This window comes from Janthinobacterium sp. SUN128, assembly GCF_030587275.1.
In the GTDB taxonomy this organism is placed as follows: Bacteria; Pseudomonadota; Gammaproteobacteria; order Burkholderiales; family Burkholderiaceae_D; genus Janthinobacterium; species Janthinobacterium lividum.
In genome coordinates this window covers 2,036,907-2,063,316 of the sequence record NZ_JAPWHY010000001.1, presented here as the reverse complement: position 1 = coordinate 2,063,316, position 26,410 = coordinate 2,036,907, and the positions used below count along the sequence as shown (strand labels likewise).

Annotated in this window: 33 protein-coding genes, 1 tRNA gene and 1 pseudogene; 22 read left to right on the top strand and 13 right to left on the bottom strand. The window is 58.3% G+C overall.

Going from position 1 to position 26,410, the window contains the following annotated elements:
• Positions 1-13: 13 nt before the first annotated feature.
• The 9 genes from O3297_RS09380 to O3297_RS09340 form a co-directional block, all read right to left on the bottom strand.
• Complete coding sequence (locus O3297_RS09380; protein ID WP_305048502.1) at positions 14-1,795, bottom strand: YqaJ viral recombinase family protein; 1,782 nt, start codon at positions 1,793-1,795, stop codon at positions 14-16.
• Between the two features lie 36 nt (positions 1,796-1,831).
• Positions 1,832-2,770: a RecT family recombinase gene (locus tag O3297_RS09375; protein ID WP_305048501.1), complete on the bottom strand. Its 939-nt coding sequence runs from the start codon at positions 2,768-2,770 to the stop codon at positions 1,832-1,834.
• A gap of 112 nt (positions 2,771-2,882) precedes the next feature.
• On the bottom strand, positions 2,883-3,128 hold the full coding sequence (locus O3297_RS09370) for a hypothetical protein (protein WP_305048500.1): 246 nt from the start codon (positions 3,126-3,128) through the stop codon (positions 2,883-2,885).
• Positions 3,125-3,265, bottom strand: a complete 141-nt coding sequence (locus tag O3297_RS09365; RefSeq protein ID WP_305048499.1) for a hypothetical protein — start codon at positions 3,263-3,265, stop codon at positions 3,125-3,127. Before O3297_RS09365 ends, O3297_RS09370 begins: the two co-directional genes overlap by 4 nt.
• Positions 3,266-3,477: 212 nt before the next feature.
• On the bottom strand, positions 3,478-3,657 hold the full coding sequence (locus O3297_RS09360; protein ID WP_070279265.1) for a hypothetical protein: 180 nt from the start codon (positions 3,655-3,657) through the stop codon (positions 3,478-3,480).
• 145 nt (positions 3,658-3,802) lie between these two features.
• Positions 3,803-4,036 carry a hypothetical protein gene (locus tag O3297_RS09355; protein ID WP_305048498.1) on the bottom strand — a complete coding sequence of 78 codons (234 nt, stop codon included), beginning with the start codon at positions 4,034-4,036 and terminating at the stop codon, positions 3,803-3,805.
• A gap of 788 nt (positions 4,037-4,824) precedes the next feature.
• Positions 4,825-5,112, bottom strand: a complete 288-nt coding sequence (locus O3297_RS09350) for a hypothetical protein (protein WP_305048497.1) — start codon at positions 5,110-5,112, stop codon at positions 4,825-4,827.
• Between the two features lie 294 nt (positions 5,113-5,406).
• Positions 5,407-5,901 (bottom strand): hypothetical protein, encoded by a 495-nt coding sequence (locus O3297_RS09345; RefSeq protein WP_305048496.1) that lies wholly within the window; start codon positions 5,899-5,901, stop codon positions 5,407-5,409.
• Complete coding sequence (locus tag O3297_RS09340) at positions 5,898-6,683, bottom strand: S24 family peptidase (RefSeq protein WP_305048495.1); 786 nt, start codon at positions 6,681-6,683, stop codon at positions 5,898-5,900. Before O3297_RS09340 ends, O3297_RS09345 begins: the two co-directional genes overlap by 4 nt.
• Positions 6,684-6,766: 83 nt before the next feature.
• Here O3297_RS09340 and O3297_RS09335 point away from each other — a divergent pair, with 83 nt between their 5' ends.
• The 7 genes and pseudogenes from O3297_RS09335 (at position 6,767) to O3297_RS09305 (ending at position 9,537) form a co-directional block, all read left to right on the top strand.
• Positions 6,767-7,090 carry a DNA-binding transcriptional regulator gene (locus tag O3297_RS09335; protein WP_305048494.1) on the top strand — a complete coding sequence of 108 codons (324 nt, stop codon included), beginning with the start codon at positions 6,767-6,769 and terminating at the stop codon, positions 7,088-7,090.
• Positions 7,091-7,295: 205 nt separating this feature from the next.
• Positions 7,296-7,586, top strand: a complete 291-nt coding sequence (locus O3297_RS09330) for a hypothetical protein (RefSeq protein WP_305048493.1) — start codon at positions 7,296-7,298, stop codon at positions 7,584-7,586.
• A gap of 17 nt (positions 7,587-7,603) precedes the next feature.
• Positions 7,604-7,819, top strand: coding sequence for a hypothetical protein (locus tag O3297_RS09325; protein ID WP_305048492.1), 216 nt, complete (start codon positions 7,604-7,606; stop codon positions 7,817-7,819).
• Between the two features lie 76 nt (positions 7,820-7,895).
• Positions 7,896-8,135: pseudogene (locus O3297_RS09320) on the top strand (helix-turn-helix domain-containing protein); the annotation flags it as partial.
• A 20-nt stretch (positions 8,136-8,155) separates the two neighbouring features.
• Positions 8,156-8,320 carry a hypothetical protein gene (locus tag O3297_RS09315; protein ID WP_305048491.1) on the top strand — a complete coding sequence of 55 codons (165 nt, stop codon included), beginning with the start codon at positions 8,156-8,158 and terminating at the stop codon, positions 8,318-8,320.
• Positions 8,321-8,377: 57 nt separating this feature from the next.
• Entirely contained in the window at positions 8,378-9,136 is a 759-nt protein-coding gene (locus O3297_RS09310; protein WP_305048490.1) for a KilA-N domain-containing protein, read from the top strand.
• The gene (locus O3297_RS09305; RefSeq protein ID WP_305048489.1) at positions 9,133-9,537 is read left to right on the top strand and encodes a hypothetical protein; all 405 of its coding nucleotides are present in this window, start codon (positions 9,133-9,135) and stop codon (positions 9,535-9,537) included. Before O3297_RS09310 ends, O3297_RS09305 begins: the two co-directional genes overlap by 4 nt.
• A gap of 32 nt (positions 9,538-9,569) precedes the next feature.
• On the opposite strand, the gene O3297_RS09300 is transcribed toward O3297_RS09305, so the two are convergent.
• Positions 9,570-10,181 (bottom strand): hypothetical protein, encoded by a 612-nt coding sequence (locus O3297_RS09300; RefSeq protein ID WP_305048488.1) that lies wholly within the window; start codon positions 10,179-10,181, stop codon positions 9,570-9,572.
• A 35-nt stretch (positions 10,182-10,216) separates the two neighbouring features.
• Here O3297_RS09300 and O3297_RS09295 point away from each other — a divergent pair, with 35 nt between their 5' ends.
• On the top strand, positions 10,217-12,328 hold the full coding sequence (locus O3297_RS09295) for a DNA cytosine methyltransferase (RefSeq protein ID WP_305048487.1): 2,112 nt from the start codon (positions 10,217-10,219) through the stop codon (positions 12,326-12,328).
• Positions 12,329-12,330: 2 nt separating this feature from the next.
• On the opposite strand, the gene O3297_RS09290 is transcribed toward O3297_RS09295, so the two are convergent.
• Complete coding sequence (locus O3297_RS09290; protein ID WP_305048486.1) at positions 12,331-12,975, bottom strand: hypothetical protein; 645 nt, start codon at positions 12,973-12,975, stop codon at positions 12,331-12,333.
• A gap of 71 nt (positions 12,976-13,046) precedes the next feature.
• On the opposite strand from O3297_RS09290, the gene O3297_RS09285 reads away from it, so the two are divergent.
• Positions 13,047-13,478 (top strand): hypothetical protein, encoded by a 432-nt coding sequence (locus tag O3297_RS09285; RefSeq protein ID WP_305048485.1) that lies wholly within the window; start codon positions 13,047-13,049, stop codon positions 13,476-13,478.
• Between the two features lie 601 nt (positions 13,479-14,079).
• Positions 14,080-14,400: a hypothetical protein gene (locus O3297_RS09280; protein ID WP_305048484.1), complete on the top strand. Its 321-nt coding sequence runs from the start codon at positions 14,080-14,082 to the stop codon at positions 14,398-14,400.
• Positions 14,401-14,405: 5 nt separating this feature from the next.
• On the opposite strand, the gene O3297_RS09275 is transcribed toward O3297_RS09280, so the two are convergent.
• Entirely contained in the window at positions 14,406-15,071 is a 666-nt protein-coding gene (locus O3297_RS09275; RefSeq protein ID WP_305048483.1) for a hypothetical protein, read from the bottom strand.
• Positions 15,072-15,142: 71 nt separating this feature from the next.
• Here O3297_RS09275 and O3297_RS09270 point away from each other — a divergent pair, with 71 nt between their 5' ends.
• The 8 genes from O3297_RS09270 (at position 15,143) to O3297_RS09235 (ending at position 21,789) form a co-directional block, all read left to right on the top strand.
• Entirely contained in the window at positions 15,143-15,616 is a 474-nt protein-coding gene (locus O3297_RS09270; RefSeq protein WP_305048482.1) for a nuclease domain-containing protein, read from the top strand.
• Positions 15,613-18,240: a DNA methyltransferase gene (locus tag O3297_RS09265; protein ID WP_305048481.1), complete on the top strand. Its 2,628-nt coding sequence runs from the start codon at positions 15,613-15,615 to the stop codon at positions 18,238-18,240. Before O3297_RS09270 ends, O3297_RS09265 begins: the two co-directional genes overlap by 4 nt.
• A gap of 106 nt (positions 18,241-18,346) precedes the next feature.
• A complete protein-coding gene (locus tag O3297_RS09260; protein WP_305048480.1) occupies positions 18,347-19,219 on the top strand; it encodes a hypothetical protein in 873 nt (290 codons plus the stop codon).
• Positions 19,216-20,031: a hypothetical protein gene (locus tag O3297_RS09255; protein WP_305048479.1), complete on the top strand. Its 816-nt coding sequence runs from the start codon at positions 19,216-19,218 to the stop codon at positions 20,029-20,031. Before O3297_RS09260 ends, O3297_RS09255 begins: the two co-directional genes overlap by 4 nt.
• A gap of 36 nt (positions 20,032-20,067) precedes the next feature.
• A complete protein-coding gene (locus O3297_RS09250) occupies positions 20,068-20,400 on the top strand; it encodes a hypothetical protein (protein ID WP_305048478.1) in 333 nt (110 codons plus the stop codon).
• On the top strand, positions 20,397-20,744 hold the full coding sequence (locus tag O3297_RS09245) for a DUF1064 domain-containing protein (RefSeq protein ID WP_305048477.1): 348 nt from the start codon (positions 20,397-20,399) through the stop codon (positions 20,742-20,744). Before O3297_RS09250 ends, O3297_RS09245 begins: the two co-directional genes overlap by 4 nt.
• Complete coding sequence (locus O3297_RS09240) at positions 20,744-21,169, top strand: hypothetical protein (RefSeq protein WP_305048476.1); 426 nt, start codon at positions 20,744-20,746, stop codon at positions 21,167-21,169. The genes O3297_RS09245 and O3297_RS09240 overlap by 1 nt, the downstream gene beginning before the upstream one ends.
• A gap of 77 nt (positions 21,170-21,246) precedes the next feature.
• Positions 21,247-21,789 (top strand): hypothetical protein, encoded by a 543-nt coding sequence (locus O3297_RS09235; protein WP_305048475.1) that lies wholly within the window; start codon positions 21,247-21,249, stop codon positions 21,787-21,789.
• Here O3297_RS09235 and O3297_RS09230 read toward each other — a convergent pair.
• Positions 21,779-22,729 (bottom strand): hypothetical protein, encoded by a 951-nt coding sequence (locus tag O3297_RS09230; RefSeq protein ID WP_305048474.1) that lies wholly within the window; start codon positions 22,727-22,729, stop codon positions 21,779-21,781. The two genes, O3297_RS09235 and O3297_RS09230, sit on opposite strands and share 11 nt — an antisense overlap.
• 824 nt (positions 22,730-23,553) lie before the next feature.
• Between O3297_RS09230 and O3297_RS09225 the strand changes: the two genes are divergently transcribed.
• From O3297_RS09225 to O3297_RS09210, 4 genes are all read left to right on the top strand, one after another.
• Positions 23,554-23,627 (top strand) — tRNA-Gly (locus tag O3297_RS09225).
• A gap of 403 nt (positions 23,628-24,030) precedes the next feature.
• On the top strand, positions 24,031-24,528 hold the full coding sequence (locus tag O3297_RS09220) for a hypothetical protein (RefSeq protein ID WP_305048473.1): 498 nt from the start codon (positions 24,031-24,033) through the stop codon (positions 24,526-24,528).
• Between the two features lie 63 nt (positions 24,529-24,591).
• The gene (locus O3297_RS09215; protein WP_305048472.1) at positions 24,592-25,140 is read left to right on the top strand and encodes a helix-turn-helix domain-containing protein; all 549 of its coding nucleotides are present in this window, start codon (positions 24,592-24,594) and stop codon (positions 25,138-25,140) included.
• Positions 25,121-26,407, top strand: a complete 1,287-nt coding sequence (locus O3297_RS09210; protein ID WP_305048471.1) for a terminase large subunit domain-containing protein — start codon at positions 25,121-25,123, stop codon at positions 26,405-26,407. Before O3297_RS09215 ends, O3297_RS09210 begins: the two co-directional genes overlap by 20 nt.
• The last annotated feature ends 3 nt before the right edge of the window (positions 26,408-26,410 follow it).

Genomic DNA, 26,410 nt, shown 5'->3' with positions numbered 1-26,410 from the left:
GGCGGGCTAGTTCCTATGCGGGTTCGGCGACCAGGCCGGCGCGCACGGCGGCAAAGTCGAACTTGGCCAGGCGGTCGATGGCCTCGGCCGCCGTCAGGCCGAACTGGTCAAACATCACATCGAGGATGTCGCTGTCGGATGGGTAGAGGTCATCAGCAGCGGCGTCGAGCAGGTCAGGTGCTGGCGCTGGGCGGCTCGGGGCTGGCACAGGTGCGGCGGTTGCCGGCGCGCGGCGAGCGGCAACAGGGGCGGTAGGTTTAGACGCTGCAACTTGGGCGACCGGCTCGGCGGCGCGCTCGGCAGCGATCAGCGAGGCTTGCTCTGCCAGTTGGCGCTGCGTGTCGGCTGCCGCGCGCTCGCGCTCGGCCTGCGCTGCCTCAGCTGCCAGGCGGTCAGATTCGACCTGAGCCAGGCGGATCGTTTCGGCAGCTTCTTTTTCTGCCTTGGCGAGCTCCTCTTCGCGGATCCGGGCCCGCTCGGCTTCGGCCTTCGCTTCCTCGGCGCGTTTGTGATCGGCGATGCGGCTGGTAATGACGAGCTGGAAGTCTTCCATGGGCTTGCCGATGATGTTTGCCATGTCCATGAACAGGAAGCCGTAGGTAGCGGCGTGCTCGCGGCACCAGGCCTGCTTGGCGCGGTAGTCAGCGGCTTGCGTGTTGGCTGCAATCTTGGCGTTGGCCAGCGTGGTGCCAACCGCATCGTGCAGGCTGGCCAGGGTGCGCTTGGCCTTCATGGCTCCGGCAAAGTCGGGGGTGACCAGTTGCAGCCGGATCGGGGCAATCTCAGTTTCCAGCGTGGCAACGTGATCGGCGTAAGCGCGGCGACCGTCGTTCAGGATCGTCTCCTTGATCTGCTCTTTGCGGGTCTTGACCAGCTTTTCCAGCTCCAGGCGCTTGCTGCGGAATTGCGCCTTGATGTGGTCGACCGTGCGCATCACCTCGTCAATGGTGGAGGTTTGCGCCAGCGCGGCGGCCTTGGCGTGCTCCAGCTTGGCCTCGGCCTCGCCGCAGAACTTGACGTTGTATTCGGCATCCGCGAAGTCTTGGTCGTCCTGCAGGTCGGTTTTGATGGTCGACAGGAACTTCTCGGCCGCCTTCTGGTAGGCCATCAGGTTGCTGCTGACGACCTTGCCTTCGGTCTGCACGACCAGTGCGGGCAGGGCGGCGGCGGGCGCAGCTTCTGGCTTCACCGCATGGTCAACCTGCGTGTAGTTCGCCACATCGACGTCGAACTGCTCCCAGCCGGCGACGATGCGCTCGAACCACGCCGCGTCTGGATAGACCCACATCCAGACCATGTTGTTTTCAGTGCCGTCGGATGCCATGAACAGCCACTTCTCGGCGCCGGTGACCAGCAACTGCTGCTGGACCTGCGGCTGGTGCTCTTCCGGCAGTACGTCGGCGCGAACCGACGCCGCCAGCTCCGCATTCCATTGCTTGTGCTCGAAGCCGATGGTCTCGGCCATGTTCAGGCCGTCGCAGGATGCGCTCTCGCGGCCCAGCGACAGGGTGGCGGGGTAGAGGTCGTCGCCGATGATGCGCTCGGCGAATGGGCGCGCCAGCGCTTCGACCTCGTGGCCATAATCCAAGATGTTTTCCTGTACCCAATCGCTGAATTCCTTGGCCAGGCCTGTCGCCTTCATGCGCACCAGTTCGCTGCGAGTTACCTTCTTCGACAGACCCAGCATCGCGGCTGCCTCGCTGGCGCCGTGGTGGTTGAAGCGGAACGCGTGCCAGTCGTCGCTGCCCTGGAGCAGATTGTGGATTTCGCGGGTGAGTGTGTTTTCACGTTGCATGATGTGTCCTCGGTGATTTTTTGTGTGGTGTGGCGATTAGTCGTTTTCGTGCGCCCAGCTGTCGATCGTCATTTTTTGGGCCTCGGTGAAGGTCGCCCGGGTGCTGAGCATGGCAATCAGCTGCGCCGGCGTTTTCTTCTTGCTGTGGATGGTCTGGCGCCATTCCGGCGTTTTTTGCTTGAACAGCTCGTCGGTGCATTCTGGCAACTGATCGATGGTGCGGTCATCTGCCGCCGGCGCGGCCGGCGTGATGTCGCGCATTTCGCGGTTAGTTTCTTCGAGCTCATCTGGCGTATAGACGCCCAGGATCACGTCAGGGGCGTATAAGCGGCTCCAGCGCTTCACGGCGAGGTATGCCAGTTGCTGGCGTGGATCTGTTGCCCAAAGTGGCGAGTTGCGCACGGCGGCCTGGACCAGCAGCAGCTCGAGATAGCGCGGCTCGCTTTCGCCGCGCAACGTCGCCCAGATGCGCACGCCGCAGCCTTCTTCGCTTTGCATGGGGTAATCCGGCACGCGGTATTGATAAGCCTTTTTGTAGTCTTTATCGCCCGGCTTTCCTTTGGCAGGTGCATCGCACACGCGTGTTTTGCCGATGATTTTTTCCCAAGGTCCGAACCATTCGTAGTTGAACCGGTCGAGCGTGACGCCGCTGGACTGGATGGCTGCATTCACGAGCTGGCCTTCGTACCCGAGCGTGCCGTTCACCAGGTGAGTCTTCTGCGCCACTGCGAAGGGGTTCATCTTCCACTGCATGGCCTGCATGACGACCGCAGCGCAGTCGGCAGAGCTGCCTTTCAGGTGATCCGGGATGGTTGAGCGGCCCTTGGCCATGATGTCGGCCAAGCGCATGATGCTATCCATGCTCGCAACATCGAGGATCAGGGAGGCGCTGCTGGTACTGGCGACGGACAGATCGCCCTGACCGTACTGCGCTGTTTGCAGGGCCGTTTGACCCTCTTTTGTTGCTGCGTTCATGACTTTTTCCTTGTGAGTTTTATGATTTCCGCCCTCAACAGCGCCAGACGGACGGCGTAGACGATGGCGTGGCCGGCATGCCAGTTACGCAGGGCCTGGCTGGCCACGTCCATCACGGCTTGGCTGACGACGTCCACTGCGCCTCCCGGTGGGCGCGGCCCAGGCGCTGCACGCGCGCGGCGGATGCGTCCAGGTCGATCAGGGCTTCGATCTGTGCGGTGATCAATTCCTTGCGCATTTCTTCGAGGCCGGCCAGTTCGCGGCGCACGCCGGCCAGGCGCATCTTGTTCATGCGGTGCTGGTGCCGCGCCTGGTAGTGGCGGTGCGCGGCCAGCATGCGGTGGAAGAGGGCGATCATTGCCGCACCATCGCAGTCACGCCCAAGGCGCCGCCGTCGTACGCGGCATCGATCAGCGCGGCCAAGTTGCCGATGGCCGCGAAGTGCGCGACATCCTCGGCGCGCGGGCCGGTGCGGATGGTGATCATGTAGCTCATGTCTTGCTCCTCTTGTTAATGGGTTGCTGGCGACCCGGCAAAATCCGTCGGGCGTGTGATTCCTGCGGCTGTTGGGCCGCCAACAAGGGAGGCGTTTGGTCAGACGGCGGGATTTGCTTTCGGCTCGGCCCCGCTTGCATAGTGCAAACGCCTCTCTTGTTGGCCGCCGGTTACGCCGGCGAAACGGGCCAGGGCGACTGGCCGGGGTGAAATTAGGCTGCCGATACCTGCGAAGGGCGGAAACGCTGGCTTTGCGTCGAGCCATCCAGCAGAACTTCTAGGAAATCGCCGCGAGCGCCGGGGTGCGTCTTCACGAATTTGCCCGGGCGCGGCAGCGGCTCGGTCTTCGTGCCCTTCACATTCACCTTCTGATCTTTTTTGAAATTCGACATGCTGTATTTCCTTCAAGGTTGGTTGTGGCGCCGGGCTTCCCCTGGCGCCTGATCCTCACGAAGATCAATCGGGGCATGCTGATCCCACAGGGCATTTATCCGGCCCGCCGGCCTGTCCCGCCTTGCCTACGGCGGCGGGCGACCGCTAAACCTTTGCCAGCTCTGCAGTCCAGCCCAGCTCGCGGCCATAAAACGTGCCGGTGCAAGACGCCATACGTGCATCTACTCGCGCCAGCTCATGCGCTTGATTCGGGCTTCCTGCCCAAGCTGTGGCTTCAAAAATTCCGTCTGCAAACTTGATCGATACGTTGTACTTGCGCAGCGTTGCGCGCGCCGGTGGGGCATTGAACAGGCCGGGCAGGGCGTCGCGGGCGCTCATGGAGATCAGCCGCGCGCCGGGATTGCGATTGTCGGGATCACTTCGCCGTGGGCGACGAGGACCGCTTCAAGTGCTGCGAGCTCTGCTGGGGACATGTCGTACTCCTCTGTTTGCTTGTTCGATGACGAATATTAGTCCGACTGCTAATGCCGTGTCAACAGTCCGACTAATAAAGTTTGAAATAATTATCGATGAACGAAAAAAAGCCCCGATCTCGGGGCTGCTGTGGGAATTTAGAAGGGTAGTTCGGGCGGCGGCGTCCGCCGGTAGGCTCGCCAGGAGATTTCGTCAGCGTTAATCTGGCTGATCAGAGGCGCGACATCGAACGTGGCGTAGCTTCGGGAGAAGCTGCCGACGCGAGGCGAAAGCAGCAAAATAGGCAGGGTAGGAAAGAACTGCTGCGCATGAAGCAGGGCGGCCGGAGCAGTAGACGGCCAGGTATGCTCTGGCTCGACATGGACCACGGCCAACTGAATTTGCTTGATCTGGATTATGGCGGCGCATAGTTGCATAAATGCATTATGCGTTGAATGTTGCTAATTTGGAAGTGATCGCCGGCGTGAGGATGTTAAAAAGCCCGCACACGGCGGGCTGTTTTTTTGTTTCGGCTAAAACAAATTCGAAAGGAAGTTAGCGTACACCGCCATGAGAGGAGCAGGCACCTTGTTTATCTTTCGAATGGGAAACCCACCCATCTTTGCAGGTAACTGTATCGCTGTCGTCATTGCCGCCGCCGCAGCCGGTCAACGCGACAGAGGCTGCCAAGGCGAAGCAAAGGAAAAAGGATTTCATTTCGTCCCAGCCTTGCCAGTCTCGGGATTTGTATTTCCCTTCGTTGACCAGTTATTTGCCGACGTGTCGTCCTTCGTGGACCGATCGTGAGCCTTGACGACGGTGCCATCTTTTTTTGTATAACCGCCGACATGCTCGTGAGATGATTTTGCCCCCGTTCCAGTTGCGGCTTTGGCGCTGTGGCCAGATGGGCTTGCATGGCTGGCCGAATGTCCGCCGCGTGCGAAGGCTGGAATGGATATGGAGAGGGAGACTGCCAGGGCTGCAACCAATATTGTTTTCATTTTTATTCCTGGTGCGGCATAAGGGCGTGCCGTTTCGCTCACCAATTATATGTAAAATTAGCAACTGGAAATCTAACCAATAGTTGCGGCCAGGTGTAAAAAAGCCCGCGCGGAGCGGGCTGGACCTTAAGGCTTGGTGCATGGCGCCGATGGCGGCGCAAGATCGCTGATAAAGAGTTTTGCAATAACTCCGTCTTCATCAATCTCGGCCTTTGATAGAAACGATATTGGCGCTTGACTGGCTAAGGCCATTGCTGTGCCGCCAGCGATGTGATGCCGGTAGCTTGCGGCAAATTAGTTTGTCAGCTTGATGCCGTAATCAGGCGATGCAATGCCTTCTTGCTTGCCTAGTCGATAGAAGCGAATTTCGCGTGGATAGCCCATGATGCAAGCGTCTGCATCGGCAAACGCGGTCATGAGGCGCAATATTCCATTCACCGACTGGCTATCGGTCTTGTGGTTCCAGGTGACTTTGATTTTGCTGGTGTCGCTACCGAGTTCCCATTTTGCGAATTCAGACATCATCTTTCGCACGTCCTGTGCGGCAGCCTTGCTGCAAGATTTCGACTCCCTCTGGACTGCAGGCGCTTCCAGCTCGCGTGGGGCTGTGCCGGAGGAGTGCGGGTTCTTCGTGCTGCTTACCAGCTTGCACGCGTCGGCTGGTACGGCCTGGCTGACTGTGTAAGCGCGCCCAGATGCTGCGTCGGCACACTGCCAGGTTTCAGCGTGTGCCATTGGCGCAGCTGCGATGGTAACAAGTGAGAGCGCGCGTGCGACTGCGGTGATCATAGGCGATCCTTGAAATTTCGCGCTTCGAAGCGCACGACACGACCGACAACATTACAGTCGGTCGTACGACACGGAACTTGCTTGAAAGCCGGGTTCTCAGAGGAGAGGTACCACTCCCTGCGCTCATATTTAAGCCGCTTTACAACTGCCTCGCCCTTGAAGTTGAGCGCAAAGACGCCACCGTTCACTCGGTTCGTGTTTTTGATGTTGACGATCGCAATATCATCCTCGTACATCATCGGCACCATGCTTTCGCCTTTGACTTTGACTGCCCGTAGCATGTCTGGAGTAAGGTCATTCTCTTCGAGCCACTGTCGAGGCACATAGAGGTGATCAAGCTCTTCGAACACACTATCCGTCTCAAAACCCGTTATTCCTGCACGCAAATGCTCTGGAAGCATACGAATGGCGACCATTACCGGCGCAAGTTCGTCGTCAGCAGTAACCCATCGTGCTCCAGGAAGGCTCGTAGCTCCATTATCATCGGCGCCTGGTGCAACGGCATGCGCAATTTTCTCGGCTTCCACTGCCAATGTAGGGCTGAACTCTGCAAGGGACACGCCCAAGAGGTTTGCGAACTTAATTCCTGCAGTGACGTTTAGAGGAATTCGCCCGTTTAAATATTGCGTAAGTGCGCTCTGGCCGAATCCGAGTGCGCTAGCTGCTGCTTCCTGCGAGTGGGGGAGGTTGCTTTCTTTGCGCGAGTGCTGCCACTCCTTAAAAAGGCCTTTTAGTTTCGCCGCGTCGGCGAGTTGTTCTGCTGAGAGTGGGAGAGCTGGCATCGTGCGAGATTATAAGGAAAGCTAATAAAATTCAAACAGTCCGACTGTTGACATGTTTAAGCAGTCCGACTAATATTCGTTTCATGAACCCAATCCAAACGATTCGTGGACGGCTGCGCGTGACCCAAGTTGCTTTAGCGAAGGCCCTTGGCGTTACTCAAAGCAACGTTTCACACTACGAGCAAGGCCAGGAAATGCCGCCGCAGGTCGCAAAGTTGCTGATCAAGTTTGCAGCTTCTCTGGGCGAAATCGTCACCTATAACGACATTTATGGTGAGCCCACCGGCGCAGCAACGCATTGCTATTCGCCAGGCCACTCCGGTCGCCAGCCGTCAACAACCAATGCCATCTTTGACACCGTGCCGCTGCGGGCTGCTGTCGGCATCGACGTGGGCGCGAAGCCATGATCCGCCTGATCCCAATTTCCACGCCTCGTTCGGCAGATGACTTCGTACGCATCCCGCTGCTCGATCCGCACCAGCTGCCTCGCGGCGCGCCGCTCGAGGAGTGCGCATCGCCAACAAGCGATCGCCCACCGTAAAACAGCACCAAGCACCACCCTGCATTTTCGCTGTACCCAAACCCTGTAACACCGACCACCAGGAGAAAACCATGAAACAGAAGCAAAAACGTACTGCGCTCGTCAAAGGCTACATCACCGACGAGAACAAAGATGCCTTGCAAGCCGCATGCACCGCGATGCGCAAGAGTGTCAGCGACGTGCTGAACGAATGCACGATCGTGATCATCCGCAATCACCTTGACGCCAGGCCGAAACGGAATGATACGCCGCCGTTTTCCAGCGGGACTAGGCCCAAATCAGTAAATACCAGGGCCCAAATTTTTCCGGCGCCGCGCCCGTGCTTTGGCGTCGTCCCGCGCGTCGTGCGGATGCGGGTTTAACGGCATGGAGGCAGCTATTGAATAAACAAGCCGAGGTCACAGCCGAGGACAAAGAGCTGATCTTCCAGCGTTCGATGATCTATCGCCAAGCCGAGAAGGACTTGCAGGGCGCCAAAGACGGGGAGGGCGAGACGAGCGCGAAGGCCGCGCACAAGGAAGCGCGCCAGAAATGGCGCGATGCCACCGACAGGGTGGCGAAGAAATACGAGGTGCCGCGGCGCGAACCGCCATAACGGAATTGCACCCGACATCTACAGCATCGCATGGCCGGATTCGGCCACTTTAATCACCATCAATATGGAACATGACATGACGCAAACAACAACCGTATCGCCATACCGCTCGCTGGACGACGCTCACGGCAATAACGAATTGCTCGACATGCTGCTCTCCAAGGGCCCGAAGAACGATGCAGCTCTGGCCCGCGCGCTGGAAGTGGCGCCGCCAGTGATCTCCAAGATTCGCCATGGTCGCCTGCCGATTGGCGCCTCGCTACTGATCCGCATGCACGAGGTGTTCGACGTGTCGATCCACGAACTCAAGCGAATCGCGCGCGCCGAGGTGGCGGCTTGACCTGGACGACCATGCGGCCGGAAAGCGGCGCGTCGGCGCAGGCCGAGCAGGGCGCCCAGCAGCAAGAGCACGTTGAGCGCGAACTGCCGGTCGACCCTGGCCACGTCCGGACGCGGCAGCACTACGAATCAATGCTGCAGGAACTGCAAGGCCAGAAATGAAAAAAGCCCGCTGGCAGGCGGGCTTCCTTGAAACAACAAAAATTCGCGAAAGAATTTATGACCGAAATTGTACAACACAAAGGCATCACGATAGCGAATACGCTGATTGCGGTCGATAAAGAAGGCCGCTTTTGCCTCAACGACCTGCACAAGGCTGCTGGTGCGGAAAGTCGCCATCAGCCTGCATTCTTCTTCCGCCGCCCGGAAATCCAGGAGCTGGAAGCGGAATTAAACTCTGCGCCGGCGCAGAGTTTGCCGACCATCACCACCCAGGGGCGCAATGGCGGCACCTACGTCTGCAAGGAATTGGTCTACGCCTATGCCATGTGGATCAGCGCCAAGTTCCACCTGGAAGTCATCCGCACCTTTGATGCCGTGGCCACCGGCCAGGCGCCGGCCGCCGCGCCCACGCGCAGCGCCGTCTCGCCCGCCAAGGAATTCCGCGCCATCTTCGGCATTGCTCGCCTGATCGGCCTCGACAAGAACGCCGCGGCCATCAGCGCGAACCAGGGCACGGCCGCCCTGACCGGCGTCAACATGCTGCAGCTGATGGATCGCACGCACCTGGCCACGCCAAGCCAGGAGATTTATTACACGCCGACTGAGCTGGGCAGCCGCTTCGTTAAGAGCGCCAAGGCATTTAATCAGCTGCTGGCACAGGCTGGCCTGCAAGAGAGTATCGCCGGCCATTGGGTGCCGACGGAGAAGGGGCGCGCGCATGCGTTCGTAATGGACACCGGCAAGGCGCACTCAAGCGGTACGCCCATCCAGCAAGTGAAATGGCGCGACTCGGTACTGGCGGAGGTGGCATTGTGACTGGCCAAGTTGACGATCGCGCGCGCCCGACTTTTGGCGTAAATAAGACGAAGCGCCGCCGTTCTGGCGTCACGCTCCCGAAACAGGGTTCCCGCTCGTATGTGTTGCTGCAGGCGTTGCTGGCCGGGCCCGGCACCTTTTACCAAATCTGCGAACGCGCCGGCTTTAATATCGAAGAAGCGGGCATGGAGCATCGCCTGCGCATGATCTTATCGCGCTTCATCCAGGGCAATGTTCGCTTGGTGGGTATTCGTTATGTGCTGAAAGATGCCTCGCGCGCGGCGCTGCTGGGCGCCGAGCCTGAACAGGCTGGCCAAGTGGCCACGCCACACTTTCGTGGCACGGTGGGCGCAATGCCTGTCGTGGTCGTTCGCCGGCCAGCCGGATTGGTGATGCCATGATGAGAATATCTGGGACCACCTTACATAAAAAATTAATCCGCCTCGATGCTCTTAACGCCGGCCACGAACTTAGCGTGGGCATCCCTCGCCCGATCGTGAGAGGCGTTCAAAGTGATCGCGTAGGAAGCACCCATATCGACAATTTCTCGAATTTCCCCTTTGCTAATTTTCACCTCAAGATCACTAAGGCATTCAATTATTACTTGAAGAGCCTTTGTCATTTCATACGAGCCCAACTCATGTGCAGGAATGGCAATGAGTGCGTCCCTTACGCCCTTGATGCTGAGCGATGCAGTGAAACGCGCAGCAAGAATCCTCTCGATTGTTCTGAATGGGTCTTGATAGTGGGGAGGCAAGTCTTCGCAACAGACTTTCATTTGAAGAATGGCTCCTTCTATGAGTGCCTTCACAGAAGCTGCGCGGCGAAGAAGGGCTCGTTTATCCGCGTCCACCAAGAGCTTCGCCGCATGTTTATTTTGTTGGCTCATCACGAAAATCGCGACTCCCAATGCTGCGATAGAGCCAATGGCTTGGCCCCACCCGGGCCACGTTTCCCTATTCAAGCCGAAATAGTTGCCAATGAGGGCGGTCACGACGGCACCCGCAACGATTGCGATACCAAGAAGTACATGGGATTTCTTCACGAGAGCACTCAAAGTTGTTTGAAAGGAATCTTAGCATGAGGCGCGACAACTTTACCCTTTCCCTCGACCTGGGTAGTGAGCTCATCATCGACAACTTTGCAGGCGGCGGTGGGACCAGTACCGGTCTGGAGCAGGCCTTCGGCCGCCCGGTCGATATTGCCATCAACCACGACCCCGAAGCGCTGGCCATGCACGCGGCAAATCACCCGCACACCACTCACCTGTGCGAGAGCGTGTGGGACGTCGACCCGATCAAGGTCACGAACAATCGCCCGGTGGGCCTAGTCTGGCTTAGCCCCGATTGCAAGCATTTTTCCAAAGCCAAGGGCGGCAAGCCCGTCGAGAAGCGCATCCGTGGCTTAGCCTGGGTGACGCTGCGTTGGGCCGCTAAGTGCAAGCCGCGCGTCATCATGCTGGAGAACGTCGAGGAATTCAAAACGTGGGGCCCGCTGCTGGTCGAGGCCGACGGTAGCGCCAAACCCGATCCGGCCAAGAAGGGCAAGACTTTCGACAGCTTCATCCGCCAGCTGCGCGCGCACGGCTACACCGTCGATTACCGCGAAATGCGCGGCTGCGATCACGACACGCCGACCATCCGCAAGCGCTTCTTCCTGGTGGCGCGCCGCGACGGCATCGCCATCCAGTGGCCAGAGCCGACCCACGGCGCGCCCGACAGCATCGGCGTGCGCGCTGGCAAGCTTCTGCCGTACCGCACGGCGGCCGAGTGCATTGACTTCAGCCTGCCGTGCCCGTCGATCTTCGAGCGCGATAAGCCGCTGGCGCCGGCCACGCTGCGCCGCATTGCCAAGGGCATCATGCGGTACGTTGTTGACGCGGCCGATCCGTTCATCGTCGGCGCCGGCGGACCGGCGCGCGCAGGTGAGCCGCGCCCGACTGCGCGGCCGTTCGGCACGCTGCTGGCTCGCAACGATAGCTATTTCTGCGCACCGACCATCGTCCCGGTCACGCACCAAGGCGGCGACCGCACCGAATCCATCGGCGAGCCGTTCCGCACCATCACCGGCGCACACCGTGGCGAAAAGGCGCTGGGTGTGGCCACGTTGGTACAGGTGGGCTACGGTGAGCGCGAGGGCCAGGCGCCGCGCGCGCTGGATATTGAGAAGCCGCTGGGCACGGTGGTGGGCGAGAGCAAGCATGCGCTTGTGTCCGCGCTGCTGACCGGCGTCGGCGGCCGTGCCGGCCAAAGCCGCCCACGCGGCGTGGACGAGCCAACGGCAACGGCCACATCGAAGGCTGATGCCGCGCTGGTGACGGCTGTGCTGGTTGATGCCGCGCACGGCGAGATATCACCTGGCGGCGTGAAGCGCTGGGGCACTGGCGCGCACGATATCGAGGCGCCGCTGGGCACCGTTACAGCCAGCGGCAACAAGGCCGTGGCCACGGCGTTCCTCGCAAAACATTACACGGGTGTTGTGGGTTCCGACTTGGCCGATCCTATCGGCACGGTCACAGCATGCGACCACCATAGCCTGGTGACGGCATTCCTGACTGAGCATGCCAACGCGAGCAATCAGCGCGTGATGCCGGCCGACGAGCCGCTGCGCACCATCTGTGCCCAGGTCAAGGGCGGCCATTTCAGCATGGTGTCTGCCCATATCCAGCGCGACATGGGCGCCAGCGTCGGCCATGCCGCCAATGCACCGCTTGGCACGGTCACGGCTGGCGGTGGCGGTAAGTCGGCGCTGGTCACCAGCAACATGATCAAGCTGCGCGGAACAAGCACGGCGGCCGGTACCGACGAGCCGCTGGGCTCGGTCAGCGCCGGCGGCCAGCACCATGCCGAGGTGCGTGCGTTCCTGCTGAGTTATTACGGTACCGACCAGGCGCCGGAGATCGACGGGCCGCTGGCCACCGTCACGAGCCGCGACCGTTTCGGCTTGGTGACGATCCACGGCCAAGACTATCAGATCGTGGACATCGGCTTGCGCATGCTGCAGCCGCGCGAACTGTTCCGAGCCCAGGGCTTCCCCGACGACTACATCATCGGTGACGACCCGGCGCAGGGCCTGAAACTGACGAAGAGCGCCCAGGTGCGCATGTGCGGCAACTCGGTCTGCCCACCCATGGCCAAGGCGCTGATCCTCGCCAACTTCGCGCATGAGCGCGAGATTGCGAGGGTGGCGTGAGTTTATATATTCCTAAGTACGACTCTACCTTGCTCCACAACGGCAACGATTTCGTGAAATGCGTCTTGTTCTATAGCCTTAAATGTAAGCACCTCTGCGTGAAGGTCGTAATAGTCCGAATTCATGAAGCCAGGATCCCGACGGGCATTTTCAGTAATGAAACGAAGCACATGGACGCTTCTCTTCATCGCGAGTATTGCACCGACCATTTCAGTGGATCTCAAATTATGCAAGGGAATCGCCGCGAGAGCAGCTTCGGCGCCATCAAAGTCCAGATGATAAGAGCTGACATCCAAGTATCCAAAGATTTTTGCTGGATCCAACATATCGTCAATAGCTTCAATTGCGATTTGGTGAGCGTATGCAGCGATGGTAAATGCGGAAGTGAGGCGCTCATCGTCCGCTTCTGCGCGTTCACGCTTAGCCAGTTTCTCTGCATTTGCGCTCTGCACACTCACGATCACGAAACCTGCACATATAGCTACAAACGAAGAGAGGGCTTGAACCCAACTGGCTGTCTCACTTGTTCCGAGGCGCCCACCTTTCGCTGTCATTGCATCTTGCAAACCAGCCGCCATAAAACCAAGGATGGAAATTATCAATATGGCTATAAGGTAAATGGCTATGTCTCTACGAGTTAATTTCATTCTCAATACTTAATGGACGAAATTTTGAAGCATACCCGAACTTTCTCACATGCAATCAAAACGGAGTTGCCATGATCGCCAATCCCGCTCAAATTACCCGCCACCACATGGCGAACCAGACCGCGCCCGCCTATTCACTGACACGCAAATCCTGTGCGTGCGGCAAACGTACCACCGCCAAGCAAATGTCCCAGCACGGCAAATGCGCCGCCTGCGCGCTGGCCACCATCCGCGCCGCCATCATGCCCGGCGACTTCGCCAAGCTGCAGCACATGCTGGGTGCCGTGCAGCAATATCCGAAATCCAAGTGGGGATGGCGCAACTACTTTGCCGCCGGCAGCGGCCAGCAGCACGAGGCAATGCAGCGCCTGGTGGTCGCTGGCCTGGCCACGGCCGGCCGCGCATGCGGCGACATGACCTATTTCCACGCCACGCGCCTGGGCTGCAAGGCTGCTGGCCTCGATGGCGCTAGCATCAAGCGCGCGATGGAGGATGTATCGTGAGCCGTTGCTTTCCCCGCCAGCAGCGACGTGGGGTGGGTGCCTGCAGAATGGGGGCGATGCCGACGATAGACATCGACCGTACTTTGACTTGTAACCTACTAACCGAGTCTACTCGCGCGTTGACTCGCGAACACTTCGAAATCGGTCAACATGCTAGTGGCTACCAAGATATGTACGTGGCTTGGGCCGCCAGGAGGCAAGACGTCCCAGCCATTCACCTCGCTTCCAGTCGTCCCGTGTGGGCTAGTAATAAATTCCATCCCCTGCTCATAACCCTCGTGAGAGCGAAGCCTCTTATTGAGTTCCAGCAAGTACTCATCTTCAGTGAGACGTGGTCGGAACGACTTTCCGGAATGCCGAACTTTTCCGCTCGCAATCATTGTGGCTATCTCCAATGCATTCTGCTCGGCCTCAGCCGGCGATTTAAAGGTCGAAACGTTGTCCGCATCGTACACGCGCGACCCGTTGTCCGAAATGTGAAGGCTGGCGGCCCAGTCACCATCTGGCTTCTCGCGTGTTATCGCTTCCAAAGTAAACCCTCGGAATTTCATGGGATTTGCATGCGGCATGTTGGACTCCGTTGTCAAAAAGGAATATTAGCATGAACCAATACGATATTTTCTCTGTTGGCGCTCAGCGCCTGCAAATGACCGCCTCCATCGATCTAACGAGCAATTCGCTACTGGCCTACGGCGCCACGCATGAGCACTGGGGCATTGCCTGGTCTGGTGGCAAGGATTCCAGCGCTACGCTGACGCTGATCACCCATCTGCTCGACACCGGTAAGATCGCGCGCCCAAAGTCGCTCACAGTGTTTTACGCCAACACGCGCCAGGCGCTGCCGTCGCTGACCATCGCAGCGCGCCAGAGCATGGATGAGCTGGATGTGCAGCCTCGACTGTTTTCAGAGGAGTTTTTATGATGGATTTACAAGTCTCTATTGCGAAGCAGGGACATAAGAGTATCGATTTCTTTTTTGACTCGGGCATAGTGAAGCCGAACCCCATCGCCGTAATTCGCCAATTGAGCATCTATTGTGTTGACATCCAATTGATCAATCGCGCTTCCACTTTTTTTCCTGAGCCTGCAGGCAGCCTCATATTGCAGCAACATCTCATTGTTTTTTCGAAACGTTCCGATAGCACCTTTTGCAATGCCATAGGTTTTGATGATTTGCAGACGCAAAACTTCATCTTTTATCAAAGGCAAGCGACCAGCAAGGCTGTTATAGATATTAAATGGGTCTTCTTGCACAGGGAAAATGTAGTAAAAAGCGGTCCCTGCCTCAGTTTCCTCCAATTTGTCTCCGACCATTTGTTGTGCCATCTGAATGTTGACGCAAAGCTCATCCCTTATGCTAAGCAGCAGTCCCGTCACTTCCTCATATTCCTTAATGCGCTCCCGCTCGATAGACGCTTCGCCCTGATACCAAGTAAGTGCAATGGCAAAAACAATTGCAGCGATAGAACCGACCGCCTGCACCCACGCAGCCCAGTCCTTTGCGTCAATTCGGGTGTAAATAAGCAATCCGCAAAGCGTGAGAATAACTATAGCCACGATTGCAAATATCCTTATTTTATGTTTGAGCGCCATTCCACCTCCAATTTAAGTTGGCGGAATCGTAACACGTCAAGTATTGGCGGTGGGAAATGAAGCGCTCGCCCATGAAACCTGGCATGCCCCTGGCGCGCGCACCATTCAAGCGCACCTCGCCCATGCCCAGCACCGGCATGCTCTCCGTGCAGTCGCACCAGCGCACGGCGCCGAAGCGCAAGTCCGGCTTGAAGTCGAAAGGCCCGATCTCGACGCCCATCCGGCGCGCCGCGCGCGGCCAGGACTGCACGCTGCGCCTGGCCGTCTGCAACTTCGACCCTGACACCACCGTGCTCTGCCATTCGAACTTCCTAGCAGACGGGAAGGGCATGGGCCTGAAGGCGCCAGACACGGCCGCCGCGTTCGGCTGCAGCGCGTGCCACGACGTGCTCGACGGCCGGCGCCCGCGCCCGGCTGATCTGTCGCTGGCCGGCCTGGAGGTGGCCTTTCGCGCGGCTGTCAGCACCACACACGAAATTTTACGGTCGATGGGCCTGCTCGATGCAGCGCCTGCCGCCATTCAAACTACATTGGAAAACCCATGAGCGCCTTTAGCCCGCAAGAGCAAAAACACCTGAAAGAAGCCGCGTACAGCGAATTCCTGCGCGCCAAGATCAAGCTGGCGCAGCGCAAGGGCTTCGACGTGCCGCTGGCCAATATCCATCCCGGCCTCAAGCCGCACACGCGCGACATCGTGCGCTGGGCCTTGGCTGGCGGCCAGCGTGCCATCTTCGCCTCGTTTGGCCTGCACAAGACCAGCACCAACCTGGAGGTGATGCGCCAGATCGGCATCCACCGTCCGGGCCTGCGGCTGATCGTGCTGCCGCTGGGCGTGCGCCAGGAGTTCATCCGCGAGGCCGCGAAGCGCTTCACCGGCGAATATGAGGTGCAAGTGCGCTTCATCCGCACGAACGCCGAGATCGACGGCCAGGATGTCGTCTACCTGACGAACTACGAATCGGTGCGCGAGGGAAAGATCGACGTGCGCAAGTTCCGCGCCGTCGGCCTGGACGAGGCCAGCGTGCTGCGCAGCTATGGCAGCAAGACCTATCAAGAGTTCCTGCCACTGTTCGAGCAGGTCGAGTTTAAGTTCGTCTACACGGCCACGCCGTCGCCGAACCGTTTCAAGGAACTGATCCACTACGCTGGCTTCCTGGGCGTGATGGACACGGGACAGGCCCTGACGCGGTTCTTCCAGCGCGACAGCGAGAAGGCCGGCAACCTGACGCTGTACCCGCACAAGGAACAGGAATTCTGGCTGTGGGTGGCCAGCTGGGCGGTCTTCATCCAGCGCCCGAGCGACCTGGGCCATTCGGACGAAGGCTACGATCTGCCAGCGCTGGACGTGCGCTTTCACGAGGTGCAGAGCAATTACAGCACGGCCGGCGCCGAAAAGAACGGCCAGGGCCTGCTGATCCCGAACGTGGCCATGGGCCTGTCGGCGGCAGCCGGTGAGAAGCGCGACAGCATGGCCGCGCGTGTGGCCAAGGTGGCCGAGATCATGGCTGCGGATCCTGACGATCACTTCCTGATCTGGCACGACCTGGAGGACGAGCGCCACGCCATCCAGGCGGCCGTGCCCGGCGTGGTCAGCGTTTGGGGCACGCAGGATCTTGACCAGCGCGAGCAGCGCATCTCCGATTTCAGCGACGGCAAGATCAAGTATCTGTCGACCAAGCCGATCATTGCCGGCAGCGGCTGCAACTTCCAGATGCATTGCCATCGGGAGATTTTCGCGGGTATCGGGTTCAAGTTCAACGATTTCATCCAGGCTATTCACCGCGTCCAGCGCTTCCAGCAGCAGCACGCGGTGCGCATCGACATCATCCATACGGAAGTCGAGCGCAAGGTGCTGGCCGACCTGATGGAAAAATGGCGCCGCCACGACGAAATGCAGGCAAAGATGGGGCAGATCATCCGCGCCTATGGGCTGGACCAGCTGTCCATGCAGGACTCGCTGGCGCGCACCATCGGCGTCGAGCGCGCCGTGGTGGCCGGCGAGCGCTTCTCGGTGGCCAATAACGACTGCGTGCTGGAGGCCATGCAACAGCCGGACAACTCGGTCGGCATGATCATCACCAGCGTCCCGTTCGCCAACCATTACGAATACACGCCCAGCTACAACGACTTCGGCCACACTCAGGACAACGATCACTTTTGGGCGCAGATGGACTTCCTGACGCCGGAGCTGCTGCGCATCCTGCAGCCGGGCCGCATCTACGCCTGCCACGTCAAGGACCGTATCAACTTCGGCAACGTGACCGGCGCCGGCATCCCGACGGTCAGCCCGTTCCACGCCGAGGCGCTGTTCCATGGCATCAAGCACGGTTTCGACTACATGGGCATGATCACCGTCGTGACCGATGTGGTGCGCGAAAATAACCAGACCTATCGCCTGGGCTATTCCGAAGTGTGTAAGGACGGCACGAAGATGGGCGTCGGCTCGCCTGAATACATCTTGCTGTTCCACAAGCCGCAGACGGACCGCAGCCGCGGCTACGCGGATACGCCGGTCACGAAGGCCAAGCCGATGTGCTTGGACGATGCAGGCGACCGTATCCCCTTCGACCGCAAGGCTGCACCGATTCCCGGTACCGGCTACAGCGTGGCACGCTGGCAGGTCGACGCGCATGCGTTCTGGCGCTCGAGCGGCGATCGCCTGATGGGCGCGGCCGAGCTGGCCAGCTTCGGCCCGGGCAAGCTGGCGAAGCTGTTCACCAGCATGTCGCTGGAGAACGTCTATAACTACGAATACCACGTCGAGGTGGGCGAGGCGCTGCTGGCCAACAAGGCGTTGCCGGCCGATTACCTCAGCCTGGCGCCGGGCAGTACCGATCCAGCCGTCTGGCATGACATCGTGCGCATGCGCACCCTGAACGGTGAGCAGTCGGCGCGCGCGGTGGAAAAGCACGTTTGCCCGTTCCAGATCGATATCGTGGATCGCTTGATTGGCCGCTACAGCAACCAGGGCGAGGTGATCTACGACCCGTTCTGTGGCCTGGGCACCGTCCCGGTGCGCGCAATGAAGCTGGGCCGCCAGGGCCGCGGGAGCGAGCTGAACCCGGCATATTTCGCTGACCAGGTGCACTACTGCCGGGCGATGGAACGCGAGGTCAGCATGCCTACGCTGTTCGATATGGAACTGATGGACGAGGAGAACGCCAAGTGACGCGCGCAAATTTGAGTGAATTAGTGCTGGGCGCCATGCCCGGCGCCGATGGCGATCCGCTGGCGGCGGCGCTGTTCGGCGCGGCGCGCCTGCAGGAGGCTCGCTGATGGGCCGCATTCGCACAGTAAAACCGGAGCTGTTCAAGCACGAAGATCTGTTCGACCTCGAGCAGCAGTCCGGGCTTCCAATCCGCACTGCTTTCATGGGCCTTTTCACCTGCTGCGACAAGGAAGGGCGCTTTAAATGGCGCCCGCGCGCGCTCAAGCTCGACATTCTCCCATACGACGAACTTGATTTTTCACGCGTGCTTGACGCGTTGATGACGCGTGGATTTGTAGTGAAATATGAGGTCGAAGGCGAGTTTTTCGGCTTCATTCCGACATTTTCCAAGCACCAAGTCATAAATAACCGTGAATCTGACTCAGAATTGCCAGCACCGGACGAATCCCTATATATATCAATGACTTCGACGCGTGCGGCACGCGTGGATGACGCGACAGTCACGCCCCTTAAGCATGCTCAAGTGGAAGGGAAGGGAAAGGAAGGGAAAGGAAGGGAAGGGGAACGGGAAGGGAAGGAGACTCTTGTCGAGCAAGCCCACCTCGACCCCGTGAAGACGATCTTCGCGTTCTGGCAAAAAGTCATGGACTCGCCCAAGTCGGTTCTGGACGACAAGCGCAAGCGGTTGATCGCCAAGGCGCTCAAGGGCTACTCGCCGGCCGACATCTGCAAGGCCATCCGTGGCTGCTCGAAGACGCCGCACAACATGGGGCAGAACGACGCCCAAACGAAGTACAACGGCCTGGGCCTGATCCTGCGCGATGCCGACCACATCGACCGGTTCATCCGCAACGATGCTGGCCAGGCCCGCGCAAGCGCCGGCAACGAGTCGATCGAGCAGACGAATGAGCGGGTCATGCGGGAGTTGATGGGCGCTTCCGCACCAGCCGGCGACATCATCGACATGGTGCCCGCATGAACGCCGCCGACACGCCACGCTTCATGCAGCTGCTGGCCGAGACGCTGGCCGCCTACGGCAAGCCGCTCCCGGAGCCTGCCATGGCCCGTGCCTGGCTGGCCAACCTTGAACCCTATCCGCTGCGCACGGTGGCGGCTGCCATGCAGGCCTATTGCGACGAGAACGGCGAATTTGCGCCGGTACCGGCCGGCATCGCCAAGCGCTGCAAGCTCATGGACGGCCGGCCAGGTGCGGAGGAGGCCTGGGCCATCGCTCTGACCAGCCTAGACGAAATGGCCAGCGTGGTCTGGACGACCGAGATCGCCGAGGCGTTCCGGATCTGCCGGCCTGTGCTCGACTCCAGCGGCGCCATTAGCGCGCGCAAGCCTTTCCTGGAGGCCTATGAGCGTATCGTTGCCGCAGCGCGCGCCGCGCGGCACCCGGCCGAGTGGGTGGCATCCGTCGGCTGGGATAAGACGCGGCACGTCGAGGTGCTGGGCAGCGCGGTGAGGGCAGGGCTGCTGCCGGCGCCGGCCGTGGCGGGCCTGCTGCAGGGCAAGCAGGACCAGACGCCGGACGATGCCGCGCGCGCGCAACTCGCTGCGATCAAAAAATTGATTGCCGACGGTGCTGCCGCGAAAGAGGCAACGCGCTTGGAGCGTGCTGAGCAGCAGCGCCGGGCGGATGAAGAATTCAAGCGGTCGACCGCCGAGCGCGTGCAGCTTTATCTGGCTGACGGCAGAAATGCATCCGGCCCGGCAAGCGCGCATGCCGCTCAGGATTTGCCAGAGGCACCGCCGCACTGCGCAAGGGCCGTGGCTGCTACGAAGTGACGTACCCATCAGAAAAAACGGCTTAAAAGGCTTCAAATGAAAAATCAAAAAAACGAAATCGCAGCAAACAAACGCCTGGCCGAGCTGCTGGGCTGGTCCAACCTGATCGAAGTGGGCGGTGCCCTGATCGGCACGCCGCCGGCGGGCGCCGCCGCAAGTCGCAGCCAAGCCATGGTGCCGGACTGGCTGGGCGACTGGAAGGCGGCCGCGCCGCTGCTTGTGCAGTTCGAGATCCGGCTGATGCCGATGTCGGCCGGTGTCGATGCCAGCGGCTTCCTGGAGTGGTACCGATTCTATCCGGACAAGGATGCAGCGGCGCGCGCCGCAATCGTCAAGGCGGTCACGCATCGCCTGGAGAAAACGCGATGATGGCCCGTGGCTTGCAGGCGCTGGGCCGCCTCAAGGTCGGCACCATGAACCAGACCGAGGCGGCCTACGCCAGGACGCTGGAGCTGGGTAAGGCCGCTGGCGAGGTAGCCTGGTACAAGTTCGAAGGCCTGAAATTCCGCCTGGCCGACAACACGTTCTACACGCCGGATTTCGCCGTGCAGCTGGCCGACGGTGCGCTGGAGGCGCACGAAGTGAAAGGCCACTGGCAGGACGACGCGCGCGTGAAGATCAAGATCGCGGCCGACATGTATCCGATGCGCTTCTTCGCCATCCAGGCGCTGCCGAAAAAGGCGGGCGGCGGATGGAAAGTGGAGGAGTTCTGATGGCCGCGAACAAGAAGCCGCGCAAGCGGTACATCCCGAAGCCGGCGGTGCTGCCGGCGGGCCTGCGCGCAGACCTGGCCTTCGAAATGCCAGGCTTCCAGGCCAGCGAGGCGATGGGGAAGGGGCATTTCCAGGAGCAGCACGTCTACGACCTGCTGAGCAACGCCGACATGGCGCGCCGTATCGCGCCAGATGGCCATGCCATTCTGCCTGTGGCCCAGGCCATGGTCGAAGCGATTGCCGAGATCCAGGCGCGCGCCCAGCGCACTGGCACCTTCGGCGTCAACGGCGATGAAATGCGCGTGTTGCGCGAGGGCGTGGGCAAGACGATGGTCTTCCTGCGCGGCGCCTCGAATGTCGAGATTGCGCGCGCTGGCCTGGCCGCGGTGCGCGAATTCAACCGGACCGGCGTGCTGCGCGTATGAGCGATGCCATAGATTGGCGTGGCTAGCACAGGTTAAAAAAGGGTGTTAACGTTGACGTACGGAATGAAAGGGAATTCATGGGCTTCGCAGAAAAATTTGTAGCATCGTTGCAATCGTCAAATCTTCGGGATGATGCGTTTCATCATGACCTTGATGCGATCGCAGCAGCGGCACTGGCGGGGGATCTCGGCTCGCTGCTGTGCCGGGTCAAGTATGCGGATGGCACGATCAATAAGCTTTTCGAGGGGAACTCGGGAAACCTTGCGCAACTGTTGCGTATCTGGACGGCCGCCGTGACGGAGAAGGGCAAGGCGCGCCGTTGGGTGAAAATCAACAGCGAGCGCGACATTTTTACGGCACATGCTCTGTATAAGCGCGTTGCCCATGCGTCTCTGGCTCATTGGCTGGATGGACACTGCAAGGACTGCAAAGGCACTGGCGTGTCGCTTATGAGCTTGCGCGGCTGTGTGACATGCTCTGGGAATGGCCAGGCCGAGGTCGTATGCGCCGGCGGATTTGAGCGCGAGCGAATCAAGGATATGGTCAGCGAGTTAAAAATTATAGAAAATAGTCATTCCTATCGAGCAAAGAATTTGTTAAGAAGTGTCATCAATTTGTAATTGCGGTATCAGTTTTGTTTTTTTTAGAAAATCTCTCGGGAATATTTTTTTGAAGAGTATTAAGTCCCCCTGCTTGATATGATATTGATATAATTTTTTCTCTTGGAATTTCAATAAATTTCTTCTCCTTTTGATTGAATATTATAAATGTATCATTTGTTCTTAGGATTAAACTAATAGGTTCACTTGATATCTTTCTTTGTAAGTAATCTTCGTTGCTTTGTAGTTCAACGGGGATTCCACCACCGTACCCAGCCACTCTTAAGAAGTGTGCATACTGATCTGGATTAAAAAGTATAGATATGCAGAAGAGAAAATATACTACTGTGATGCTAATTGAAATCCACCATGTTGATGATGGGAATGCGATCATTGTTGTGGATAGTACTGTTATTATGGATAATGCGGCGACAACTTGATTTTTTGTGTAGGGCGGAAATTCTTTGAAACTCTCTCCTGTCAGAGTGCTTAAAATGAATGCAACAGCAACAGTAATAGTAGTTACTAGGATAAGAATGAATTTCGCATTGCGCGGCAGTCGATGAATCATTTCAATCGAGCTCATTCCATGTAAAATTAATGCTGCTGGAGCTGGTAGTAGTAATTTATTGATGTTCAAAGCATATTTATCTATGCTGATAAAGCTTATATAAATTAACTTGAAGCTGGCAACCACTAAGCTAAACAAAATTGCGCCAGACAATAATAAAAATAGGCTTGCAAATGTGACTGTTGCCTTAAGGTATGGGACACCTTCCAATGGGGGGCGAATTCCCATGTCATAAGCATAAAAATACGTAGCATAATCACTCAAAAAACCTAATAAACCAGCACTTCCTAAAATTCCAAGAACCGCACTTAGAAGGAATTTTATGGAAAGGCTATAAGGGACAAGCTGGCTTGCGACAGACCTTAGTTTTTTATAATACTCTGCTATCATAGGATTAATTAAAAGATAAAAAATCGCATTGTGTCATCAATCTTCTTATCTATCAATTGTTAAGTTCTTTGTATGTGGTTAATTTGCAAATTTTCACTAAAAATATATCCGATTTTTTTTTGGCATTGTGTTTATGTGTTTGGGTATGTTATGATGGGGTCGTAAAATTTAAATTCTTATAAAATTTCTCAGTACCCCGCATTTTCGATATGCCGATAGCTGAGACTTGCGACGTTACCTTTACCCGCATTGGATTTGTTCGCCTAGAATTTCCCATTCGCTACGCGTGATCGTCGCAACAGTAATAAAAAAGTACGAAGCCACCTTTTAGGTGGCTTTTTTGTTTAATTTTCATCTTTTCGAGTTCGCAATGACCGAGACAGTGCATTTACGTCACAACTCGGTGCGTTAGTACATGAAGAGCCAAACACATTCATTGAAGCCCCCCCCCCCAAACGCTGAAAGAGATGCAGTACGAGCGGGTTGGACGTTGATCTCCGCTGTGTTGCAGAAGCGGGCAAAGTGTGATGAACGAATTGTGTTAGGCGGATGCGCGTGCGAGCATGCCGCCGCAGGCCTGAAATGGAGGTGAGCCATGAAGTAGCGAAGACCACACCCGACCGCTTGGCGCCAATCCCGGTGCTGGCAGCGTTGAAGCGCGACGTTATTGCGCACGGGACCAAAATCGGCTGATGAGTTACGGGGCACCCGCGCGGAGATACTCAGGGGTCGCCACATCACGAGCAGGATAAGCGGCACCCAGCCGACGCGCGTTGTAACCGCGGCCATTCGGCTCCGGACGCTGTAACCGACAACCAGATTTCGCGGGGGTAGCTCAATGGCAGAGCGGAAGCCTTCCAAGCTTTCCACGCGGGTTCGATTCCCGCCGCCCGCTCCAAGCAGTTTTATCGTTTATGAATGTACTGTGTCGCGCACAGTAACTCAGCCGTGTCGGGGTTTGTAACTGCATAGGCAGATGCTGCCTCGCAGGTGCGCATGTATTCGCGCCGCTCTTGGGTCAAGCCAAAATAGACCGCGCAGCCGATAAGTGCTCCGGCTGCCATGATGGCCCCTGCGATTTTCGTCGAATCCACACCGTCTCCAAATATTGCAAAGATTGCATTATAACGTTGCCTTTTGTGGCTGCCAGCGCGCTCTAGTGGCAGGGCTTACAAAACGGGCGCAGCTCATCGACGTAGCAAAGATCCAGAGGACTCCAGCCGCGATGCACCGCGGCGCCTGCTGGGGGCGGGCGGTGGCAATTCGGTGCCATAATAACCTTTCATTAACTTGGAGGCGATATGGATTTCGACGGTCTACCCGAGGAAGACTGGAAAGGTTTCCGTGACGCGGCTTCAGCCGCATCAGGGATTAAGGCGCAAGCCAACACGGTGCTCAGCCTTTTGATTGAGGCATGTACCACCCAGCGCTCCTTAATAGAAGCAAAAATAGCACTCACGAAGTCCGAAGGCGCTAATGAGTTGGCGCTGTTGGAAACCCCGTTTGGGAAGGGGCGCCTTGTCCTCTCGTGGGAGATGACGCCTACCGAACTGCTCGGTAATATGATCTGTGAACGCCAGCGCTTCGATGAATATGATCGCGTTTGCTGGGAGCCAGTATGGGGTTTGAAAATTCCGCGTTATGAGAATCCATATAGCAGCGCAAATGAGAAGGGGCTAAAAATTGAACTCGACAGCTCGTTCAGAGACGATAAAATTATGTCAATGTATCGCGCAATCTTATCCATGACCTACAGCCTCATAAATGGGCCAGTTTTAATTTCGAAAAAAGTTGCCTAATGTCAAACCGCCTCAGGGCGGTTTTTTTTCACCCATAATTGGCTGGCAGTAGAAGAGGAAGGTATGGGTCGGAAATCATCGCTGACTGAAAAGCAATGGGCGGCGATAGGCCAACGCCTTCTCAAAGGAGAGGCGGCCCGAGCACTCGCCAGGGAATTCGGCGTATCCGAAGCGGCGATCAGAAAACGCTTTGGTGCGCAGACAAAACAAATAAAAGATGTTGCAAATCAATTGGTTGCAGCGGAATCGGCATTTAGTGCGCTTCCGATTGGTGCGCAGATAAGTGCGCGTACTTTGGCCGATGAACTGAAAGAAATCTCGATGCATCTTGCCGGCGCCGCACGATATGGTGCCGCTACTGCGCACCGGCTGTCCGGCATCGCGCACAACAAGGCTGGCGAGATTGATGACGCCCAGCCGTTGGATGACAAGAGCCGCTTGGCCCTCGGCGATATCGCCGTGCTGACCAGAATGGCCAACGGCGCTGCCGAGATCGGCATGAACCTGCTGAAAGCCAGCAAGGACGTGAAGCCGGACGACGACGCGCCCACACCTGTCGCCATTACCTTCGGCGTGAAAGACGCCAAGCGCCATGACGACAATCCAGTTTGACCTGAACGTCCCGCAAGCGAGCTTCCTGCAGCTGCCGCACAAGTTCAAGGCCTACGTGGCCGGGTTCGGCTCGGGCAAGACGTTTGTGGGCTGCGCCGGCATCTGTGCTCACTTCTGGCAGTGGCCGGGCATCAACCAGGGCTACTTCGCGCCGACCTATCCGCAAATTCGCGACATCTTCTATCCCACGATGGAGGAGGTGGCCTACGCGATGGGCCTGCGCATCAAGGTGAAGCAGGGCGACCACGAGGTCGAGGTGTACGAGGGCCGGTGCTATCGCGGCACGGTCATCTGCCGCTCGATGGAGAAGCCGGAAACCATCGTCGGCTTCAAGATCGGGCACGCGCTGATCGATGAGCTGGACGTGATGCCCTTGCAAAAGGCGCAGATGGCCTGGCGCAAGATCATCGCCCGGATGCGCTACAAGGTGCCCGGTCTGATGAACGGCATCGACGTGACGACGACACCCGAGGGCTTCAAGTTCGTCTATCAGCAGTTCGTCAAGGCCATCCGCGACAAACCTGAGCTGGCCAGCCTGTATGGTCTGATCCAGGCGAGCACGTTCGACAACGAGCTGAACCTGCCAGACGACTATATTCCGTCGCTGATGGCCAGCTACCCGCCGGCGCTGATCGATGCTTACCTGCGCGGCAAGTTCACCAACCTGACCAGCGGCAGTGTATATGCCGACTTCGACCGCGCGCTGAACCACACGAACGAGATCATCTTGCCCGGCGAGCCGCTGATGGTGGGCCTCGACTTCAACGTGCAGAACATGACCGCATGCGTCAACGTGGTGCGCGACGGATTGCCGCGCACGCTGGCCGAGCGCGTGCAAGTACGCGACACGCCAGCGATGGCCAAGCTCTTGAAGGAAGACTTCAAAGACAAAGGGCACCAGGTGAAGATTTTCCCGGATGCGTCCGGACAGAACACCAGCAGCAAGAACGCGAGCGAGTCCGACCTGTCCATTTTGCGCCAGGCGGGCTTCCTGCTCGAAGTGAACCACTCAAACCCTGCGGTCAAGGACCGGGTCAACGCCTACAACGGCATGATCCTGAACGCGCAGGGCGAGCGCCGCTGGAAGATCAACACTGACCAGTGCCCGACCACCACCGAAGCGCTGGAGCAGCAGGTATGGGGCGCGGACGGCCAGCCGGACAAGAAGTCGGGCCATGACCACCCGAACGACGCCAATGGCTACTTCCTCGTGAGGCGCTACCCGATCGTGAAGAGCACGACGACCACGGCGCCGCTGCGCATGTAACAA

What these genes read in the sequence shown, in the direction of transcription:
- O3297_RS09375 (WP_305048501.1), bottom strand. Translation starts at nt 2,770, where the DNA reads ATGAACGCAGCAACAAAAGAGGGTCAAACGGCCCTGCAAACAGCGCAG.
- O3297_RS09230 (WP_305048474.1), bottom strand. Translation starts at nt 22,729, where the DNA reads ATGATAGCAGAGTATTATAAAAAACTAAGGTCTGTCGCAAGCCAGCTT.
- O3297_RS09365 (WP_305048499.1), bottom strand. Translation starts at nt 3,265, where the DNA reads ATGAGCTACATGATCACCATCCGCACCGGCCCGCGCGCCGAGGATGTC.
- O3297_RS09350 (WP_305048497.1), bottom strand. Translation starts at nt 5,112, where the DNA reads ATGAAAACAATATTGGTTGCAGCCCTGGCAGTCTCCCTCTCCATATCC.
- O3297_RS09270 (WP_305048482.1), top strand. Translation starts at nt 15,143, where the DNA reads ATGAAACCTGGCATGCCCCTGGCGCGCGCACCATTCAAGCGCACCTCG.
- O3297_RS09240 (WP_305048476.1), top strand. Translation starts at nt 20,744, where the DNA reads ATGGCCGCGAACAAGAAGCCGCGCAAGCGGTACATCCCGAAGCCGGCG.
- O3297_RS09280 (WP_305048484.1), top strand. Translation starts at nt 14,080, where the DNA reads ATGAACCAATACGATATTTTCTCTGTTGGCGCTCAGCGCCTGCAAATG.
- O3297_RS09340 (WP_305048495.1), bottom strand. Translation starts at nt 6,683, where the DNA reads ATGCCAGCTCTCCCACTCTCAGCAGAACAACTCGCCGACGCGGCGAAA.
- O3297_RS09250 (WP_305048478.1), top strand. Translation starts at nt 20,068, where the DNA reads ATGAAAAATCAAAAAAACGAAATCGCAGCAAACAAACGCCTGGCCGAG.
- O3297_RS09310 (WP_305048490.1), top strand. Translation starts at nt 8,378, where the DNA reads ATGACCGAAATTGTACAACACAAAGGCATCACGATAGCGAATACGCTG.
- O3297_RS09360 (WP_070279265.1), bottom strand. Translation starts at nt 3,657, where the DNA reads ATGTCGAATTTCAAAAAAGATCAGAAGGTGAATGTGAAGGGCACGAAG.
- O3297_RS09235 (WP_305048475.1), top strand. Translation starts at nt 21,247, where the DNA reads ATGGGCTTCGCAGAAAAATTTGTAGCATCGTTGCAATCGTCAAATCTT.
- O3297_RS09380 (WP_305048502.1), bottom strand. Translation starts at nt 1,795, where the DNA reads ATGCAACGTGAAAACACACTCACCCGCGAAATCCACAATCTGCTCCAG.
- O3297_RS09255 (WP_305048479.1), top strand. Translation starts at nt 19,216, where the DNA reads ATGAACGCCGCCGACACGCCACGCTTCATGCAGCTGCTGGCCGAGACG.
- O3297_RS09260 (WP_305048480.1), top strand. Translation starts at nt 18,347, where the DNA reads ATGGGCCGCATTCGCACAGTAAAACCGGAGCTGTTCAAGCACGAAGAT.
- O3297_RS09275 (WP_305048483.1), bottom strand. Translation starts at nt 15,071, where the DNA reads ATGGCGCTCAAACATAAAATAAGGATATTTGCAATCGTGGCTATAGTT.
- O3297_RS09345 (WP_305048496.1), bottom strand. Translation starts at nt 5,901, where the DNA reads ATGATCACCGCAGTCGCACGCGCGCTCTCACTTGTTACCATCGCAGCT.
- O3297_RS09290 (WP_305048486.1), bottom strand. Translation starts at nt 12,975, where the DNA reads ATGAAATTAACTCGTAGAGACATAGCCATTTACCTTATAGCCATATTG.
- O3297_RS09330 (WP_305048493.1), top strand. Translation starts at nt 7,296, where the DNA reads ATGAAACAGAAGCAAAAACGTACTGCGCTCGTCAAAGGCTACATCACC.
- O3297_RS09220 (WP_305048473.1), top strand. Translation starts at nt 24,031, where the DNA reads ATGGATTTCGACGGTCTACCCGAGGAAGACTGGAAAGGTTTCCGTGAC.
- O3297_RS09245 (WP_305048477.1), top strand. Translation starts at nt 20,397, where the DNA reads ATGATGGCCCGTGGCTTGCAGGCGCTGGGCCGCCTCAAGGTCGGCACC.
- O3297_RS09295 (WP_305048487.1), top strand. Translation starts at nt 10,217, where the DNA reads ATGAGGCGCGACAACTTTACCCTTTCCCTCGACCTGGGTAGTGAGCTC.
- O3297_RS09285 (WP_305048485.1), top strand. Translation starts at nt 13,047, where the DNA reads ATGATCGCCAATCCCGCTCAAATTACCCGCCACCACATGGCGAACCAG.
- O3297_RS09370 (WP_305048500.1), bottom strand. Translation starts at nt 3,128, where the DNA reads ATGATCGCCCTCTTCCACCGCATGCTGGCCGCGCACCGCCACTACCAG.
- O3297_RS09265 (WP_305048481.1), top strand. Translation starts at nt 15,613, where the DNA reads ATGAGCGCCTTTAGCCCGCAAGAGCAAAAACACCTGAAAGAAGCCGCG.
- O3297_RS09335 (WP_305048494.1), top strand. Translation starts at nt 6,767, where the DNA reads ATGAACCCAATCCAAACGATTCGTGGACGGCTGCGCGTGACCCAAGTT.
- O3297_RS09355 (WP_305048498.1), bottom strand. Translation starts at nt 4,036, where the DNA reads ATGAGCGCCCGCGACGCCCTGCCCGGCCTGTTCAATGCCCCACCGGCG.
- O3297_RS09215 (WP_305048472.1), top strand. Translation starts at nt 24,592, where the DNA reads ATGGGTCGGAAATCATCGCTGACTGAAAAGCAATGGGCGGCGATAGGC.
- O3297_RS09210 (WP_305048471.1), top strand. Translation starts at nt 25,121, where the DNA reads ATGACGACAATCCAGTTTGACCTGAACGTCCCGCAAGCGAGCTTCCTG.